The 18,048-nt window shown below is 76.0% G+C and carries 14 protein-coding genes; 8 read left to right on the top strand and 6 right to left on the bottom strand.

Annotated elements, in window-relative coordinates; genetic code table 11:
• Together ACR80Q_RS16270 and ACR80Q_RS16265 are read left to right on the top strand one after the other, a co-directional pair.
• Positions 1-712: hypothetical protein (locus ACR80Q_RS16270; RefSeq protein ID WP_435378699.1), on the top strand; the 712-nt coding region annotated here is incomplete at its 5' end.
• 109 nt (positions 713-821) lie between these two features.
• Positions 822-1,826: a sugar phosphate isomerase/epimerase family protein gene (locus tag ACR80Q_RS16265; RefSeq protein WP_435378698.1), complete on the top strand. Its 1,005-nt coding sequence runs from the start codon at positions 822-824 to the stop codon at positions 1,824-1,826.
• Positions 1,827-1,919: 93 nt separating this feature from the next.
• On the opposite strand, the gene ACR80Q_RS16260 is transcribed toward ACR80Q_RS16265, so the two are convergent.
• Together ACR80Q_RS16260 and ACR80Q_RS16255 are read right to left on the bottom strand one after the other, a co-directional pair.
• Complete coding sequence (locus ACR80Q_RS16260; protein WP_435378697.1) at positions 1,920-3,806, bottom strand: DEAD/DEAH box helicase; 1,887 nt, start codon at positions 3,804-3,806, stop codon at positions 1,920-1,922.
• 4 nt (positions 3,807-3,810) lie between these two features.
• The gene (locus tag ACR80Q_RS16255) at positions 3,811-5,517 is read right to left on the bottom strand and encodes a class I adenylate-forming enzyme family protein (RefSeq protein ID WP_435378696.1); all 1,707 of its coding nucleotides are present in this window, start codon (positions 5,515-5,517) and stop codon (positions 3,811-3,813) included.
• A 70-nt stretch (positions 5,518-5,587) separates the two neighbouring features.
• On the opposite strand from ACR80Q_RS16255, the gene ACR80Q_RS16250 reads away from it, so the two are divergent.
• Both ACR80Q_RS16250 and ACR80Q_RS16245 read left to right on the top strand, forming a co-directional pair.
• Positions 5,588-7,063: a putative bifunctional diguanylate cyclase/phosphodiesterase gene (locus tag ACR80Q_RS16250; protein ID WP_435378695.1), complete on the top strand. Its 1,476-nt coding sequence runs from the start codon at positions 5,588-5,590 to the stop codon at positions 7,061-7,063.
• A 10-nt stretch (positions 7,064-7,073) separates the two neighbouring features.
• The gene (locus ACR80Q_RS16245; RefSeq protein ID WP_435378694.1) at positions 7,074-7,937 is read left to right on the top strand and encodes a PPK2 family polyphosphate kinase; all 864 of its coding nucleotides are present in this window, start codon (positions 7,074-7,076) and stop codon (positions 7,935-7,937) included.
• A 177-nt stretch (positions 7,938-8,114) separates the two neighbouring features.
• Here ACR80Q_RS16245 and ACR80Q_RS16240 read toward each other — a convergent pair whose 3' ends face one another.
• Positions 8,115-8,819 (bottom strand): fasciclin domain-containing protein, encoded by a 705-nt coding sequence (locus tag ACR80Q_RS16240; protein ID WP_435378693.1) that lies wholly within the window; start codon positions 8,817-8,819, stop codon positions 8,115-8,117.
• 149 nt (positions 8,820-8,968) lie between these two features.
• Positions 8,969-10,549, bottom strand: a complete 1,581-nt coding sequence (locus ACR80Q_RS16235) for a molybdopterin-dependent oxidoreductase (protein WP_435378692.1) — start codon at positions 10,547-10,549, stop codon at positions 8,969-8,971.
• Positions 10,550-10,618: 69 nt separating this feature from the next.
• On the opposite strand from ACR80Q_RS16235, the gene ACR80Q_RS16230 reads away from it, so the two are divergent.
• The 4 genes from ACR80Q_RS16230 (at position 10,619) to ACR80Q_RS16215 (ending at position 16,453) form a co-directional block, all read left to right on the top strand.
• Complete coding sequence (locus ACR80Q_RS16230) at positions 10,619-11,596, top strand: 2-hydroxyacid dehydrogenase (protein WP_435378691.1); 978 nt, start codon at positions 10,619-10,621, stop codon at positions 11,594-11,596.
• Positions 11,597-11,641: 45 nt separating this feature from the next.
• Positions 11,642-14,608 carry a bifunctional diguanylate cyclase/phosphodiesterase gene (locus ACR80Q_RS16225; protein ID WP_435378690.1) on the top strand — a complete coding sequence of 989 codons (2,967 nt, stop codon included), beginning with the start codon at positions 11,642-11,644 and terminating at the stop codon, positions 14,606-14,608.
• 185 nt (positions 14,609-14,793) lie between these two features.
• The gene (gene sigK, locus ACR80Q_RS16220) at positions 14,794-15,537 is read left to right on the top strand and encodes an ECF RNA polymerase sigma factor SigK (RefSeq protein WP_435378689.1); all 744 of its coding nucleotides are present in this window, start codon (positions 14,794-14,796) and stop codon (positions 15,535-15,537) included.
• Positions 15,538-15,646: 109 nt separating this feature from the next.
• Positions 15,647-16,453 (top strand): anti-sigma factor, encoded by an 807-nt coding sequence (locus ACR80Q_RS16215; RefSeq protein WP_435378688.1) that lies wholly within the window; start codon positions 15,647-15,649, stop codon positions 16,451-16,453.
• Here ACR80Q_RS16215 and ACR80Q_RS16210 read toward each other — a convergent pair.
• Positions 16,383-17,627: a hypothetical protein gene (locus tag ACR80Q_RS16210; protein ID WP_435378687.1), complete on the bottom strand. Its 1,245-nt coding sequence runs from the start codon at positions 17,625-17,627 to the stop codon at positions 16,383-16,385. The two genes, ACR80Q_RS16215 and ACR80Q_RS16210, sit on opposite strands and share 71 nt — an antisense overlap.
• Positions 17,624-17,956, bottom strand: coding sequence for a hypothetical protein (locus ACR80Q_RS16205; protein WP_435378686.1), 333 nt, complete (start codon positions 17,954-17,956; stop codon positions 17,624-17,626). Before ACR80Q_RS16205 ends, ACR80Q_RS16210 begins: the two co-directional genes overlap by 4 nt.
• Between the last annotated feature and the right edge of the window lie 92 nt (positions 17,957-18,048).

Below are 18,048 nucleotides of genomic sequence, written 5' to 3'. Positions count from 1 at the left end.
GGGCACCGACCCCGCGGCCGGTCGAGGCCGTCGCTGGGTGCTGCTCGTGGTGGGTGTCGTGGTCGGCGTCCAGCTGGGGCTGCTGGCCGGGTTCCTGCTGCCGTCCTCGGACGAGGCAGAACCCACCGGGCCCGGCGTGGTCGGCGCGGACGGCACGCCCCTGGACCCCGACGACCCCCTGGCCGAACGCGTCGCCGAGCTGCAGGCCGAGGAGGCCGCGAGGGACGCCGAGGCCGTCGTCGTGCTCACCGAGCAGACCGAGGACGTCCTGGACGTCCTGTCCCCGGTGGTCGTCGCCGCAGGCGAGCACGCCCCCGGGTCCCCGCCGCCCGCGGCCGAGACCGTCGAAGAGTGGCGCAGCGCCGTCACCCTCGCGCAGGAGACCTTCGGCGACGCACCCAGCGGTGGCACCGACGTCAACGTCGCCCGCGCGGCCCTGGTGGCCTCGCTGGGCAACCTGGAGACCATGGTCGGCGCCTACGACCTCGTCGCCGACGCCGTGCCGGCCGACGGTGCCGGCCTGGTCGACGTGGACGGGGCACTGGAGGTCGCGGCGTCCGCCCGCCGTTCCGCCGCCCTGGCGTGGTCGGTGGGCGCGACCCAGCTCGACGCCGTCAACGTCGCCGCCGACCGCGGCCACGTCCACCTGTACCTGCCGCCCGTGCCCGACAGCGGTGCCCTCACCGCCGACCCGGAGCCGGTGTCGCCGTGAGCGCGACCCCGCCCGCCACCCACCTCCGCGTGCGATGCCCTCGGGCGCGCAACGGATGCACCAGGACCGAGACAGCACCGAACCGACACCGATCGAGGAGTCTCCTGAGATGACACGTCCCGTCACCCTGTTCACCGGCCAGTGGGCCGACCTGCCGCTGGAGGAGGTGGCGCGCCTCGCGGGGGAGTGGGGCTACGACGGCCTCGAGCTCGCCTGCTGGGGCGACCACCTGGACCCCTCGCGCTGGGACGACGACGCCTACGTCCAGGGCAAGCTCGACCTGCTCGAGCGTCACGGCCTCAAGGTGTGGGCGATCTCCAACCACCTCAAGGGCCAGGCCGTCTGCGACGACCCGATCGACCAGCGCCACAAGGACATGCTGCCGGCCGCCATCTGGGGCGACGGCGAGCCCGAGGGCGTCCGCCAGCGCGCCGCGGAGGAGATGAAGAACACCGCCCGCCTGGCCGCGAAGCTCGGCGTGGACACCGTGATCGGCTTCACCGGCTCGAGCATCTGGAAGTACGTCGCGATGTTCCCGCCGGTCAGCCAGGAGCTGATCGACGCCGGGTACCAGGACTTCGCGGACCGCTGGAACCCGATCCTCGACGTGTTCGACGAGGTCGGCGTCCGCTTCGCCCACGAGGTCCACCCGAGCGAGATCGCCTACGACTACTGGACCACCCACGCGACGCTGGAGGCCATCGGCCACCGCGAGGCGTTCGGGCTGAACTGGGACCCCAGCCACTTCGTCTGGCAGGACCTGGACCCGGTCGGGTTCATCTGGGACTTCAAGGACCGGATCTACCACGTGGACTGCAAGGACACCCGCAAGCGGATGGGCAACGGCCGCAACGGCCGCCTCGGCAGCCACCTGCCCTGGGCCGACGGCCGCCGCGGCTGGGACTTCGTGTCCACCGGCCACGGCGACGTGCCGTGGGAGGACTCGTTCCGGATGCTCAACCAGATCGGCTACGACGGCCCGATCAGCGTGGAGTGGGAGGACGCCGGCATGGACCGCCTGGTCGGCGCGGAGGAGGCGCTGGCCTTCGTCCGCCGCCTGGCCTTCGACGCCCCCGACGCCGCCTTCGACGCGGCCTTCGCCACCAAGGACTGACGCCCGGCCCGCCCCGACCCCGCCTCGTCGAGATCGCGACGGCGCGGGGTCAGGGCGGCGGAGGACCGCGCAGCAGCGCGGCCTCGACGTTCCTCAGTAGCGGGGCGGGGCCTTGCGGGCGGGGCGGGGGCGACGCTCGCGGTCGGCGCCGGCGCCGGCCTCCTCGCCCCCGGTGGCGAAGCCGCGGTCCCGGCGGACCTGGACCTTGCGACCCTTCACCCGGGTCTGCTGCAGGGCGTGGATGACGTCGGTGGCCGCCTCGTCGGGCACGTCCACCAGCGAGAACCGCTCGGTGATGACGATGGGGCCGATGTCCTTGCCGCTCAGCTCGGACTCGTTGGCGATGGCACCCACCAGGTCCTGCGGACGCATGCCACCCACCCGGCCCGAGCTGACGAACAGCCGGGTGCGGCCGGGGCCGGGGCCCGCGTCGCGCGCGCCGTCACGCGGGGGACCGGAGCGACCGCCGCCGTCGGCCCCGCCGCCGTAGCCACCGCCCGTGCCACCGCCGTAGCCGCCACCGGGCGGGCGCCCGCCCTCGCGGCCGCCGCCGGACCCGGCCCGGACCAGGGGGATGTCCTGCTCGTCGACCGCGCCCGTCCTGGCCTGGTGGGCCAGGGCGATCGCGGCCAGCATGATCGTCTCCCGGTCGGTGCCGGCGGGGGCCTCGGCCAGCACCAGCCCCTCGACGGACGCGAAGTCGGCCAGGTCGTCCCGGCCCATCGCCTCGCGCAGCGCCTCCACGGTGCTCTCGAGCCGGATGGCCCGCAGGTCGGCGACGCTGGGCAGCGGCTCGATCGAGATCTTCCGGCCCGTGATGCGCTCCACCGACTGCAGCAGCCGCTGCTCCCGGGGGCCGGCCAGCGTGATGGCGACGCCCTCCCGGTCGCCGCGGCCGACCCGGCCGATGCGGTGCACGTAGGACTCCGCCGCGGACGGCACGTCGAAGTTGACGACGTGGGTCAGGTGGTCGATGTCCAGGCCGCGCGCGGCCACGTCGGTGGCCACGAGAAGCTCGGCCGCCTGCGAGCGGAGCCGGTTCATCACCCGGTCGCGCTGGTCCTGGGTCATGCCGCCGTGCAGCGCCTCGGCGCGGTAGCCACGACCGGACAGCGTCTCGGTGAGGGTCTCGACCTCGGCGCGGGTGCGGCAGAACACGATGGTCGCCACCGGCTGCTCGACGTCCAGCACCCGGCCCAGGGCCGCGGTCTTGTGGGCACGGTCCACCAGGTAGGCGACCTGACGGACCTGCGGCGCCTCACCGGCCACCTGCTGGGCGCGGGCGATGGTGATGCGGACGGGGTCGACCAGGTGCTTGCGGGTGATGGAGTCCAGGCGCCGCGGCATGGTCGCGGAGAACAGGACCGTCTGCCGGTCGGTGCCGCAGGCGTCGAGGATCGTCTCGAGCTCCTCGGCGAAGCCCATGTCGAGCATCTCGTCGGCCTCGTCCAGGACGACGACCTCGACGCCGGCCAGCTTGAGGCTGCGGCGCTGGATCAGGTCGACGGCCCGGCCGGGGGTGGCCACGACCACGTCGACGCCGCGCTCCAGCTCGCGGACCTGCCGGATGACCGGCTGGCCGCCGTACACCGGCAGCGTGCGCACGCCGAGCTGCTTGCCGTACTTGTGCAGCGCTTCGGACACCTGCATGCAGAGCTCGCGCGTCGGCACCAGGATCAGCCCGGCCGGGGCGCCGGAGCGGCTGCCGGTGCGGCCACCCTCACGGATCCGCTGCAGCAGGGGCAGCGCGAACGCGGCCGTCTTGCCGGTGCCGGTGGCGGCCTGCCCCAGCAGGTCGGTGCCGGTGAGCAGGTGGGGGATGGCCTCGGACTGGATCGGGGTGGGCTCCTCGTAGCCGAGGGCCTCGAGGGCGTCGAGCAGCTCGTCGCGCAGGCCGAGCTCGGCGAAACCGGTCGCCGCGGGGATGGTGTCGGTGGGGCCGTCCGGCGTGCCGGTGGAGCCGTCTTCAGAGGTCGTCACGGCCCTAGTGTCCCGCGACTCGGGGGTCCGGGGGAACGGCGAGCCGCGCGCGCAGGTCGAGCTTGTCGGTCTTGCCCGTCCCGCCGCGGGGCAGCGCGTCCACCCAGCGCAACGCGCTGGGCACCGCCGCGGTCCCCAGCCGCTCCCTCACCCAGGCCCTGACCTGGGCGTCCGTGGGTCGCTCGTGGCCCTCGGCGAGGACGAGGAACACCGCGACCGTCTCGCCGCTGCGGGGGTCCGGCGCCGCCACGCAGGCCGCCTCGGCCAGCGCCGGGTGCTCGTCGAGGACCCGTTCGACCTCGGCGGAGTACACCTTGGTGCCCGCCCGGTTGACCAAGTCCTTGACCCGGTCCAGGAGCCGCAGCACCGGGCCGTCGGGCCCACCGGGCTCCAGCACGCCGACGTCGCCGGTCCGCAGCGCACCGGCGACGACGGCGGCCGTCGTGGCGTCGGGGTCACCGGCGTACCCGGTCGTCACCAGCGCCGAGCGCAGCCACACCTCGCCGGGCTCGCCGTCGGGCCGTAGCGCCTGCTGCGCGTCGCGGACCTCGACCTCGACGACCTCCAGCGCCCGGCCCGCGGTGCCGGCGTGGGTCCACAGGTCCGCCCCGCGCAGCACGGTGGCGGGGGAGTGGGTCTCCGACAGCCCGTACACGTTGAGCAGCTCGGTGCCCGGCAGCCGCTGCGCCAGGCCGTCACGCAGGGCGTCGGGGAACGGGGACCCCCCGGCCCCGGCCAGGCGCAGCCGGGGCAGGGCCGCGGCGCGCAGTCCCGGCTCCCGCAGCGCCAGCAGCCACCAGGACGGGACCGCGTAGGCCCACGCCACGTCGAACGCCGCCAGCTGCTCGACCCAGGTCCGCGGGCTGCCGGTGGGCAGCATCACCAGCCGGACCCCGGACAGCAGGGCCGGGATCACGTGGGCGTGCATGGCGCTGATGTAGCCCAGGGAGAACAGCACGCCCGACGACTCGCCCGGCTGCAGCCGCAGCAGGCGGTCGTAGGCGATCCCGGAGCTCACGCTCGCGCCGTGCACCACCTGGCTGGCCTTGGGGTGCCCGGTCGAGCCCGACGTGTGGACGACCTGGTAGGCGGTCGTCGCCGGGACCGGGGCGCGGGTGGCGCGCCAGCGGGCCCAGGCCCCGGGCCCGCCGCCCGCGGCGTCGTCGGCCCCGGCCCCGGCCCCGGCCCCGGTCCCGGCCCCGGTCGCGGCCCGACGGCCGGGCGACCCGACCGACCGCAGGTCCGCGAGGCCGTCGGCGGCGCGCGCCGCCTGCTCGGCGTGCGCGTCGTCGTGCAGCAGCAGCCGGCAGCCGGAGTGCTCGAGCTGGTAGCGCCACTGGGGGACGGCGAGGCGGGACGACAGCCCGACGGCCACGGCGCCGGCGGCCGCGCAGGCCAGCAGGGCGACGAGGTGGTCGCCGGAGTTGCCGGCCGCGATGCCGACCCCGTCACCGGGTCGCAGACCCTCCGCCTGCCACCGCCGGGCCGTGGCGGCGACGTCGTCGGCCAGCTCGGTGGTGGTCCGGCTCGCGCCGGTGGCCGCGTCGAGGACGGCGACCGCGCTCGGGTGCCGGTGCACAGCGAGGTCGAGCACGTCGAGGACGTCGTGGGGGCGCGGGTCGCCGTAGGACAGGACGTCGCCGCCCAGCCACGGTCGCCGCACCACCGTGAGCCGGTCCCGGTCGTAGCCCAGGTGCTCCCCGCTGCTCATCGGGTGATCGTGGCACCCGGCCGGGCGAACGTGCTCACGGGTGGGTCAAGCCGGCGGCTCCCCTGCCGACATGACCTGGGTGGACAGGCACGTGTCCCGCACCGGGACAGGTGCGGCCGAGCGGGCCCCGGACCTCCCGCGTGCGGGGATGGACCTGGGTGGGCTCGTCGTGCGCCCGCGCGAGCCGCAGCGCCGGGCCGACACCGACGCCCTGACGGGGCTGCCCGGTCGCCGGTCGCTCGAGCAGGCCATGGCCGACACCCTGCTGCGGGCCAGGCCCGACAAGCACGGCGTCGGTCTGGTGGTGTGCGGCGTGGACCGGTTCAGCACCATCAACTACCGGCTGGGTCGCGACGGCGGGGACGAGGTGCTGCGGCAGACCGCCCGGCGGATCTCCGCCGCGGTCACGGGGCGTGGCGTCGTGCACCGGCTGGGCGGCGACGAGTTCGCCGTGCTGATCCCCGAGCTGCGGCACCCGGGCGACCTGCGGGCCGTGGCGGCCACCATGCTGCGCGAGGCCCGGCGGCCGTTGACGGTGGCCTGCACCCGGGCGGCGCTGCTCGACCGGGGGCCGGCGGTCCCGGTCGGGGGTGGTGGCCCCGCCGAGCCGCTGGAGCAGGAGACGGTCGCGGCCACGCTCAGCATCGGGGTGGCGTCGGTCGGCTGGGACGGGGCCAGCCGTGACCTGATGCGGGAGGCCGACCTGGCCCTGCACCGCGCCAAGGACAACGGTCGCGACCGGGTGGTCGTGTTCGACGAGAGGATCCGAGCCGGCGCCGACGCCGCGGTGGAGTCCGAACGACGGCTGCGTCGCGCGCTCGCCGAGGGCAGGCTGCGGCTGTACCTGCAGCCCGTGGTCGACCTCGGCACCGGTGAGCAGGTGAGCAGCGAGGGCCTGATGCGCCTGGTGGACGGACGCGGCAGCGTGCGGCTGCCCGGCAGCTTCATGGACGTGGCGGAGGACCGGGGGCTGGTCTCGGAGATCGACCGGTGGGGGATCGCCCGGGCCACGGAGCTGCTGGCGCTCGACGCCGCCCCGGCGATCGCGGTCAACCTGTCGGCCCGCAGCTTCGACCGGATCGACGTCGCCGGCCGGGTGGCCGCGGCGCTGGAGGAGCGCGGCCTGGACCCGGCCCGGCTGCACCTGGAGGTCACCGAGAGCAGCCTCGCGCTGTCGCAGTCGGCCGCCGTGGCCGCCCTCACCTCGCTGCGGGAGTACGGCTGCCACGTGTCAATCGACGACTTCGGGACGGGGTACTCCTCCTTGGCGTACCTGTCGACCTACCCCGCGGACGCGCTCAAGATCGACCGGGGCTTCGTCGCGGGTCTGGGGCGCACGTCGCGGGAGGACGCCGTCGTGCAGGCCGTCATCACGCTGGGCCACGCGCACGGCATGACCGTGGTGGCCGAGGGCGTCGAACGTCAGGAGCAGGCGCGGATGCTCCTGCAGATGGGCTGCGACCAGGCCCAGGGCTGGTACTTCGGTCGGCCGCAGGACCCCGCCGCCGGTCGGGTGCTGCCGCCGCCGGGGACGCCCACGGCCTAGGCTGCGGGCGATGACGACGTCGTCCGACCTGCACGAGGCCCTCCGCGTCCCGCCCGGCACCCGACCGGACCTGGCGGGCCTGGATCCCCGCGCCACCCCCTGCTTCGACGGCGGCAAGGCCGACGGCAGGTCGGCCCTGTCCGACCGGGCCGAGGACCTGCGCGAGCTGCAGGAACGGCTGTACGCCGAGGCCCGGGCGGGGACGGGGCAGCGGGCCGTGCTGCTCGTCCTGCAGGGGATGGACACCTCGGGCAAGGGTGGCATCGTCCGCCACGTGGTCGGGGAGGTCGGGGCCCAGGGGGCCACCGTCACCGGGTTCGGCGTGCCCACCGAGGCCGAGCGGGGACAGCACTACCTGCAGCGCATCCGCGAGGCGCTGCCCCGGCCCGGGATGATCGGGGTGTTCGACCGGTCCCACTACGAGGACGTGGTGGTCGTGCGGGTGGAGGAGCTCGTCACCCCCGAGGTCTGGACGCCGCGCTTCGCCGAGATCGTCGACTTCGAGGCGGAGGTCGCCGCCGCCGGGACCAGCGTGGTCAAGGTGTTCCTGCACATCGGTCACGACGAGCAGGGCGAGCGGCTCTCGGAGCGGCTCGACCGCCCCGAGAAGCACTGGAAGTACGACCCGGCCGACGTGGACGCCCGGCTGCGCTGGGACGACTACCAGCACGCCTGGGCGGACGCGATCGAGCGCACCGGTACCGACGAGGCGCCCTGGTTCGTCGTCCCCGCCGACCGCAAGTGGTACGCGCGCTGGGCGGTGGCTCACCTGCTCCTGGGGACCCTGCAGGAGCTGGACCCGAGCTGGCCGACGGCGGACTTCGACGTGGCGCACGAGCGGGCCCGGCTGGTGGCCACGAGCCGGGACGACTGAGGGTCAGCGCACGGGGCCCATCGGAGACAGCAGAGGACCCGCCGCACCGGGTGGGTGCGACGGGTCCTGCCGCGCAGAACTCCGCTGGCTCTCTGCGAGGAGCCTGCCCCATGTCCGTGGGGCCCGGTCGAGGCTGCGGCATCCCTCCGCCGCCCCGACCGGTGATCAGGAGCCGACTCAGCTGGTCGGCATCAGGACGCCGTCGATCAGGTAGACCGTGGCGTTGGCGGTGGTGACGCCGCCGCAGATCACGTTGGCGCCGTTGACGGTCAGCATCTCGGGCTCGCCGGCGATCTCGACGGTGCCGCCCTGGACGGTGGTCTGGGTGGTGCCGGCGAGGTCGGCGGGAGCGATCTGGCCGGGGACCACGTGGTAGGTCAGGATCGAGCTGAGCAGCTCGGCGTCGGTGCCCAGGGTCTCCAGGGTGGCCGCGTCGACGTCGGCCGCGAAGGCCTCGTCGACCGGGGCGAAGACCGTGAACTCGTCACCGTTGAGCGTGTCGACCAGGTCGACCTCCGGGTTGAGCTGGCCGGAGACCGCAGCGGTCAGGGTGGTGAGGATCGGGTTGTTGCTGGCGGCCACCGCGACCGGGTCGTCGCTCATGCCCTCGACGGAGCCCTCGCCGTCCGGCACCGCGGTGGCGAAGTCGGCGCAGCCGGGGCCGACGGGGCCGGCCATGGCCATGTCGTCGGTGGACTCGGCGTCCATGGGCTCCTCGGAGTCCATCGGCTCCTCGGACTCCATGGGCTCCATGGCCTCCTCGGTGGCGGTGTCGGCCGCCGCGCCGGCGTCGTCGGTGGTCTCCTCGGCGGCACCGCCGCAGGCGGCGAGGACGAGGGCTGCGGTGATGGCGACGGGGGCGAGGCGCAGGTGACGCTTCATGGTGATCTCCTCGGGTTCGTGCCCCGGGATCTCCGGGGCGGTGTCTCTGGGTGGTGCGGTCTGGGTCTGCTTCCGCAGCTGCTCGTGGTTCCCGAGCTGCTGGGGGTTCGGAGCGGTGGTGCGGGTGGATGGGTGGGGATCGGGGTGGCCTATGTGACGGTCACCACAACGGAGTGCCAGCCGGAGGAGCCGTCGGGCGCGATCTCGGCCCGCTCGTCGGTCTGGACCTCGCCGTCGGCGTCCGTGGCCCGCACGCGCAGGGTGTGCTGACCGGGCTCGGCGGCCCACTCGTAGCGCCACTGCCGCCACGTCGTGGGGCCGGGCACCTCACCCAGCTCGGCGGGCTGCCAGTCGCCGTCGTCGACCTGGACCTCCACGACGTCGATCCCGACGCCGGGGTGCCAGGCGGTGCCGGCGACGACGACCGGCCCGGTGGCCAGCTGCTCGAACGACGCCGGGAGCTCGATGCGGGACGCGACCTTGACCGGCGCCTCGGCCGCGTAGCCCCGCGGGGTCCAGTAGGCCTCGTCCTCGGTGAACGTCGTCACCTCGAGGTCCACGACCCACTTGGTGGCCGACACGTAGCCGTACAGGCCGGGGACGACCATCCGGACCGGGAAGCCGTGCTCGAACGGGAGCGGCTCGCCGTTCATGGCGAACGCGAGCAGCGGGTCGTCGGTGTCGAGCAGGGCGGCCAGCGGGGTGGAGGCGGTCCAGCCGTCGACCGACGTGGACAGCAGCATGTCGGCCCTCGGGTCGACCCCGGCCTCGGCCAGCACGTCGGCGAGGCGGATGCCGCGCCAGACGGCGTTGCCGGCCAGGTCGCCGCCGACGGGGTTGGACACGCAGACCAGGGTGATCTCGCGGTCGACGACCTCGAAGCGGGTCGTCAGCGCGGCCCAGTCCAGCTCCAGCGGCCGCTCGACCAGGCCGTGGACGCGCACCACCCAGTCCTCGGCCGGGACCTGCGGGACCGTCAGCGCGGTGTCCACGCGGTAGAAGTCGGCGTTGGGGGTCCGGAAGGGCGCGCCGTCGACCAGCTGCGCCCCCGTGGGGGCGTCCGGCAGCGTGTTGGACGCGGCCGGCAGCGCCAGCCCGTCCCGGGAGGCGGTGGCGTCGCGCAGCGTGCCGCCGACGACGCGGCCCACGGCCACCAGCCCGGCCGAGGCGGCCGCGCCGGCGCCGACGAGACCGAGGAACAGCCGACGCGACGCCGCGGGGCGGGGCCGGGCCGCGGGGGCCACACCGTCGCCCTGCTCGCTCGCTCGGTCCTCGGTCGCGCCCGGGCTGCGGGTGCCGCTCAGGCCGACCAGGCGGACGAAGACGACGGCGCCGACCACGGTGCCGACCAGCAGCGGCAGCAGGTCGACCACGGACGACCCCGGCGAGGCCAGGACCGCGGCGGCGGCCGCCAGGACCAGCAGCACCGGTGCCGCCACGCCGACGGCGAGGCGTCGGGTGGCCAGCACGCCCGAGACCGCCGCGACGACCGCCAGGACGACGCCGATCCCGACGAACAGGACCAGCTTGTCGTAGCTGCCGAAGGTCTCGATCGCGAACGAGGTCAGCACCGGCGGGGACAACCGGACGACGGTGTCCCCGACGGCGAGGAACGGCTCCGAGCCGCGACCGACCACTGCGGACAGCGCCGAGGCGGTCCCGAGCAGCAGGGCGGCGGAGACGACTCCGGCGAGGGCGCCCCGGGACGCGGTGTGGGAGGTGGTGGTCACGAACCAGGTCCGTCGCCACGGGGACGGCGGATTGGTGGGGGGTTGCGGCCGGCTGGCAGTCTCACCCGCATGGCGGACCTGCACCTGCTCGTCACGCGGCCCGATGTGCCCGGCGCCGACGACGTGCGCCGGGCGGCCGCCGGGCTGGGTGCCCGGACCACCTGGCTGCCGAGGGCCCCCGGCCGTCAGGAGCCCGATCCGGCGGCCCTGCGTGCGGCGCTGGTCGACGCGGACGCGGTCCTGGCCCAAGGCGCTGACCCGCTGGACGCCGAGGCGCTGGCCGGGGCCCCGCGGCTGCGGGTGGCGGCCCTGGCGGCGGTCGGGGTGGACCAGGTCGACCTGGCCGCGGCCCGTCGTCACGGCGTGCGCGTCACCAACACCCCCGGCGTGCTGGCCGAGACCACGGCCGACACGGCGTTCTCGCTCGTCCTGATGGCCCGGCGCGGCCTGGTCCAGGCCTCCGACACCATGCGCGCGGGCGGCTGGACGGGGTTCTCGCCCACGGCCTTCCTCGGTCACGACGTGGCCGGGGCGAGCCTCGGGGTGGTCGGCTACGGCGAGATCGGCCGGGCGGTGGCCCGACGGGCGCACGGGTTCGGGATGACGGTGCGGCACCTGCGGCGCGGTTCCGCCCCGGCCGACGGGCTTTCGCAACCGGTGGGCTGGGAGGAGCTGCTGCGCGCCAGCGACGTGGTCGTGCTGGCCGTGCCCCTCACCGCGCAGACCCGGCACATGGTCGACGCCGAGGCACTGGCCCTGATGCGGCCCGACGCGACGCTGGTCAACATCGGCCGCGGTCCGCTCGTGGTCGAGGCCGACCTGCTCGCGGCCCTGCGGGAGGGGCGGCTGCACTCGGCGGGCCTCGACGTCTTCGACGGCGAGCCCCGCAGCGACCCCGACGACGAGGTCATGCGCACGCCGGGCCTGGTGGTGCTGCCCCACGTCGGGTCGGCCAGCCACGCGACCCGTCGGGCCATGACGCGGCTGGCGCTGCGCAACCTCGTCGCGGTGCTCCGCGGCGAGGAGCCGCCGACCCCCGTGCTCTGACGTGGACCGGTCAAGGCGAGGGCGTCGCGTGCCGATGGGACGCAGGTGAGCACGTCGTCCTGCGCGCCAGGCCCCGCGAGCCGGGCGGACGCCGTCGCCGCGGCCGCCGCGGACGTCCTGCGCGAGACCGCGGGGGACGACCTCCTGACCCAGCTGTGCCGCCAGGCCTGGCGGCTGGCGGGCGGGGACCGCGCCGTCGTCGCGGTGCCCGACGGGGGCGAGTTCGTCGTGGCCGCCGCGGACGGGTCGCGGCCCATCCCGCGCGGGGCCCGGGGGGCCGGCTCGCGGGTCCCCGTGGCGGGGACGGTGGCCGGGGTGGTGCTCCGCTCCGGCGAGCCCGCGCTGGTGCCCGACACCGCCGGCCACCCGTTGGGCGCCCTGCCGATCAACGGGGCCGAGGGGATCAGGGGGTCCCTGGTCGTGCCGTTGCGCGACAGCCGCGACCGCGTCATCGGGGTGCTGTCGGTCTTCGCGTCGGCGCCCGGTGCGGTGGACGAGCACGGCCTCGCCCGGCTGCAGGAGCTGGTCCGGCTGCTGTCGGTCGACGGGTTCCGCCTCCCCCTCGCGCTGTCGGAGGCCGCGGCCCGCACCAGCGCCGACGGCGAGCAGCTGTACCGGGCGGTGCTGGAGTCGCTGGGCGAGGGGGTCGTCGTCCACGGCCGGGAGGGGCAGGTGCTGCTGCACAACCAGGTGGCCGCCGACGTCCTCGGCCTGACGCCGGCGGAGCTCGCCGGTCGGGCGCTGCTGGACCCGCGCTGGCACATGCTCGAGGTGGACGGGACCCGGCTGGCGGCGGAGGACTACCCGGCCGCCCGAGCCCTGCGCGCCGGCGTCGGCGAGCGCGGTCGGCTGCTGCTGCTGCGCCGGCCCGACGGGCAGGAGCGGGTCGTGTCGGTGACGAGCCTGCCCCGCAAGGACGCGGCCGGTCGGACCTTCTCCGCGGTGGTGTCGTTCTCCGACGTCACCGACCAGCACCGGCTCGCCGAACGCTCGCACGAGCAGGCCCGGCGGCTGGCCGCGGCGATGCAGCTGGCCGACCTGGCGACGTGGGAGACGACCCTGGGCACGGACGACTGGGAGTTCTCCGACGCCCTGCGCGCCGTGTTCGGGCTGCCCGCGTCGACGCACCTGGACGAGTCGGTGCTCCGGCGGTGCTTCGGCGAGGCCACCTGGGCGCACCTGTACGAGGTGTGGGCCCAGGTCCTCGGCGACCGGCAGCCCCGGCAGGTGACCGCCGAGGTGGTGATGCCCGACGGCAGCGCCCGCCGCACGGTCGTGGTGTGGCTCGACCTGACCTGCGACGACGAGGGCGTCCCGGTCAAGCAGTGGGGTGTCGTCCAGGACGTGACCGAGCGGGTGGAGGCGGTCCGGACCCTGGCGGAGAACGAGGAGGTGTTCCGGCTCACCTTCGACCGGGCCCCGATCGGCATGCTCATGCTGGACCTCGTCGACCCCGGCCGGGTGCTCCGCTCCAACGGCAGCTTCCGCGCGATGACGCGCCGCCCCGGTCGGGACGACACCGACGACCCGCTGACGATGGCCGACTGGACGGCCCAGTCCGACCTGCCCCGGTGCCTGGACCTGATGCGCGCGTTCCAGCGGGGCGAGGTCGAGCAGGACGGGTTCGAGATGACCTGCGTCCGTCCCGACGGGAGCACCTTCGAGGCCCTGGTCACGATGGCGATGGCCCGGGACGGCCAGGGTCGCCCGCTGCACGTCGTGGCTCACGTGCTGGACGTCAGCGAACGCCTGGCCCAGGGGCGCGAGCTGGAGCGGCTGGCCCTGACCGACGGTCTCACCGGCCTGGCGAACCGTCGCGCCATGGAGCAGCGCCTGACGCAGGCGCTGGCCGAGCAGCCCGCCCGCGGCGGACTGGTGGGCCTGGTGCTGCTGGACCTGGACCACTTCAAGGTCGTCAACGACAGCCTGGGCCACGCCACCGGGGACGCGCTGCTGGTGGAGGTCGCCGGACGGCTGCGCTCGACGGTGCGGGCCTGCACCACCGTCGCCCGGCTCGGTGGCGACGAGTTCGTGGCCGTCGTCGACGACGCCCGCTCCTTCGCCGACGTCGAGGCGGTGGCGGAACGGCTGCTGGCCTGCCTGCGCGAGCCGTTCCGGGTGGGTTCGGGCCGGATGGTGGCCACGGCGAGCCTGGGGCTGGCCGTCAGCGACGGCGGCGGCTCGCCCGCGGAGCTGCTGCGGGAGGCGGACCTGGCCCTGTACCGGGCCAAGGCCACGGGGCGCGACCGGCTGGTCCGCTTCGACGCCGAGCTGCGCACCCGCGCCGACGCCCGGCTGCAGACCGAGTCGATGCTGCGCCAGGCGCTGGCGGAGGACCGGCTGGAGCTGCACCTGCAGCCCGTCGTCGACCTCGCCGACGGGCGCCCCGCCGGGGCCGAGGCGCTGGTCCGCATCCGCCACCCCGGGCGGGGGCTGGTGCCGCCGGGCGAGTTCATCTCCGTCGCGGAGGAGTGCGGCCTCATCACCGAGGTCGACACCTGGGTGCTCCGGCGAGCGGTCGAGCTCCTGGCGGTCTCGCCCGGGCTGCAGCTGTCGATCAACGCCTCGGCCCGCACGCTGGAGAGCGGCACGCTGCCGCAGCGGGTGGCGGACCTGCTGGCCCGGCACGACGTGGCCCCGGGCCGGCTGCACCTGGAGATCACCGAGACCAGCCTGCTGGGCGAGGGCACGGTCGTCGCGGACGTCATCCGGCGGCTGCGCGCCACCGGCTGCCAGGTGGGCCTGGACGACTTCGGCACCGGCTACTCGGCGCTGTCGTACCTGCAGGCGCTGGAGCTGGACTTCCTCAAGATCGACCGCTCGTTCATCGGCCACCTGGGGGAGGGGCCCCGGCACGACGCCGTCGTCAAGGCGGTGGTCGACCTGGCGCACGCCCACCGCCTGGACGTGGTCGCCGAGGGGGTCGAGACGGAGCAGCAGCGGCAGCTGCTGCGCGCCATGGGCTGCGACCGCGCCCAGGGCTGGCTGTTCGGTCGACCGGCCGCGCCGTGACGGGCCCACCGCGGCGCCAGGACGTCCCCCGCACCTCCGCCGGGGGCGGGAAGAGGTGCGGGGGACGACAGGGGTCCGTCGTCCGGGTGGCGGCGGATTGGGCGTACGGGATGATCACCCCCGTGACGAGCAGACCTCGCGTCCCCGCCGGGACGTCCAATCCGTCGCAGGGGTGGTGACGAACCATGGTGGAACCCCCTCTCGGCAGCAGCCGGCAGACCGGCGACGAGCACCCCGACCGTGAGCGGGGCGAGCAGGACGGAGACCTCGTGCAGCCTGTGCCGCAGCCCGACGGCCGTCCGCTCCGTGTCGCCGACCCCGAGGAGCAGGCCCGCCTGCGCGCCCTGGTCCAGCAGGTCGCCCGGGGTGACGAGGCGGCCTACGAGGAGCTCTACGACCGGTTGTCGGCCACCGTCTACGGCGTCTGCCGCCGGGTGCTCCGTGACCCCTCGGAGTCCGAGGAGGTCGCCCAGGAGGTGCTCCTGGAGATCTGGCGGACAGCCTCGCGCTACGACCCGGCCCGGGCCGGGGTCCGTTCGTGGGCCGTGATGATCGCCCACTCCCGGGCCGTGGACCGGGTCCGCTCCAGCGAGCGACGTCGGGCCCGGGAGGAGGCCACGGCGCTGCCGGAGCCGCCCGCGGTCGACGAGGTGTCCGACGCCGCGGTCTCCGCGTTCGAGGTCCGCCGGGTCCGCCGCGCGATGACCGGCCTCACCGACGTGCAGCGCGAGTCGGTCCGCCTGGCGTTCTACGGCGGTCACACCCACCGCGAGGTGGCGGCCCTGCTCGGGGTCCCCCTGGGGACCGTCAAGACCCGGATCCGCGACGGTCTGACCCGGCTCAGGTCCCAGCTGGGGCCGGAGCTCGACCCGGCCCTGGACGACCTGCCCGGGGTCGTGGACCCCGGGCGGCGGGGCGGGTCACCATGACCCGGGCGACGGGCCCACGCCCGGCACCGGCAGCACGCAGCGCACCAGCACGGATCGACGCAACGACCACAACGACGGAGCCGGGGGCGGCAGGACGGAGGAAAGTCCCATGAGACCTGACGCCCACACCCTGGTGGCCGCGTACGCCGCCGGCGCCCTGGAGGAGTCCGAGCGCGCCGACGTGCAGTCGCACCTGGCGGACTGCGAGGTGTGCCGCGACGACCTGCGCGGCTTCCGCGAGACCCTCGCGGTGCTCGCCGAGGCCACGGCGGAGGCGCCACCCGCCCGGATGCGCGAGGCCGTGCTGGCCCGGGCCCGGCTGACCCCGCAGCTCCCGCCGCTGGCCCCGGCCGCGACCGAGCACCCGCGTGCCGCCGGGGAGACCGGCGACCCCGGGGAGCGCCCCGACGCGGGCGCCCCCGGCACGGCCCCGTCGGGGCGTCGTCCCACCACGACGACGCTGTTCGCCCTGGCGGCGAGCGCGCTGACCGTGGTCGCGCTGGCGGCCGGTGCCTGGGGCATCAGCTCGGCCGACCGGCTCGGCGAGGTCCGGGCCCAGCAGGAGTCGGTGCAGCGGGTGCTGGCCGCCGGCGACGTGGAGACGGTGAGCGGCAGGCCGCAGCTGGCGGGCGGTGTGCAGGGCGACGACGTGACCGTGCTGGCCAGCCGGTCCGCCGACGCCGCCCTGCTGCTGCCGGCGGGTCTGCCCGTCGCCCCCGAGGGCTCCACCTGGCAGGCGTGGACGGTCTCGGGCGAGGACGCCGTGTCGGCCGGGGTCTTCGTCGTCGCCGACGGCGACCCCGTGGCGCTGACGGGTGGGGTGAGCGGGGTCGACGCCGTGGCCGTCACCCTGGAGCCGGCCGGCGGGTCGGAGACCCCGACGACCGACCCGGTCCTGGTGGTCCCGCTGGTGTGACGGGTCCGGGGCGGGCGAGCGCCGACAGCGGCACCGTGACCACGGCGACCCCCGCGTAGTAGTTGTCCGCCCCCGGTACGAGGGAGCCGGTCCCGGTCTGCCACGGCTCGGCCACGTCCACGACGGTGAGGTCGCTCCGCCCGCCCGCACCCAGGTCCACCGTCGCCGACCAGCGGGCGCCGGTGCGCTCGTCGGGCAGCCAGGCCGCGGCCTCCGCCCCGAACCCCGCCCCCGTCGCCGCGTCGCCCGCCCACAGCCCCGCGTCCGTGGCCCGCGGGCTGCCGGTGACGGGCTCGACCCACCGCACCGCGGGCCCCGCGACGGAGATCCCCGTCAGCGCCGTCGCCGTGGCGGCCGAGCCGAAGGCGTCGGTGGAGCCGTCCGCGCCCACCGTCAGCACGGCCCGGGTCACCGTCGACCCGCCGGCCAGGGCGAGCGACAGCGGGGTGGCGACGGGGGCGGAGGGCGGGACGACCGTCGCCGCCGCCCCGACCACCGTGGACGCGGTCCCGCTGACCCGCGCCTGCAGCTCCAGCAGCGGGGCGCTGCCCCGGACCACGAGGGACGCGACGTCGTGGGCGTGGTCCCAGCCGCCTCGCCAGGCGGACGTGGCGCCGCGCGGCGGGGCGGCGGTGTCGAGGTCGGCGGCGTGCCCGCGAGAGCGGGCCAGCCAGCGCAGGTGCAGGTCGTCCGCGCGCTCCTGCACCCGTCGCAGGTCGGCCTCGACCTGCTCCCGGCGCAGCGCCTCGCCGCCGTCCAGCCCCGCGACCGGGTCCATCGCCAGCGCGCGGGCGGTGACGGCGTGCTCGTCGCGGCGGCGTCGCAGCCCGAGCGCCTCCCGGTCCAGGGCGTCGGCCTCGGCCTGCAGGCCCGACAGCGTCCCCGCCCAGCCCTCGAGGGCGTCGCCCGCCTGCTCCAGCGACCGTCCCAGCTCCCCGGCCCCGGCCACGACCCGCCCTACGTGACCGGCGACGGCGTGCGCCACCGCGTCGCGCCAGGCCACCGGCTCCCACCCGGCCGCCGCCACCGCCCCGCCGGCGCAACCCGTCGCCAGCTCGCGCAGCCCGCCCACGAGGGCCCGCAGCCGGGGCACGTCCCCGGGGCAGGGGTCCCGCTCCAGCGCCAGCATGCGGCGCTCCGCCGTGGCCTGCACGGGCCGGTCACCGGCGCTCACGAGGCGTCTCCCGCGGGCCCGCGGACGCAGACCAGGCCGCTCACCCGTCCCTCGCAGGACTCGTAGGCGGTGCGGGCCTGCTGCACCGCCAGCCCCAGGCCGACGGCGTCGTCACCCAGCACCGAGGCCGTCGCACCCCACTGGCGCACCAGGTCCGACAGCGCGTCCAGCACGGCGTCGGCCCCGACGGCGAGCCCTCCCAGCCCGGCCAGGGCGTGCACGCCCCGGCCGGCGTCCTGCACGGCGTCCGCGGTCCGGCGCAACCGCTCGCACAGCTCGTCCAGCTCCGCGGTGTCGACCGCGAGCACCCCACCCGGTCCCGTCCCCACCCCTGTCCTCCGCCCCGCGGTCCGCCCCGCCGACCGCTGTCCCTGGCCCCGACGGTAGGCCGGTCCGGCCTCGCCCGTCCGGCGTCGTCCAC

This window comes from Aquipuribacter aurantiacus (assembly GCF_051216895.1).
GTDB lineage: Bacteria > Actinomycetota > Actinomycetes > Actinomycetales > JBBAYJ01 > Aquipuribacter.
This window is presented reverse-complemented; position numbering and strand designations above follow the sequence as displayed.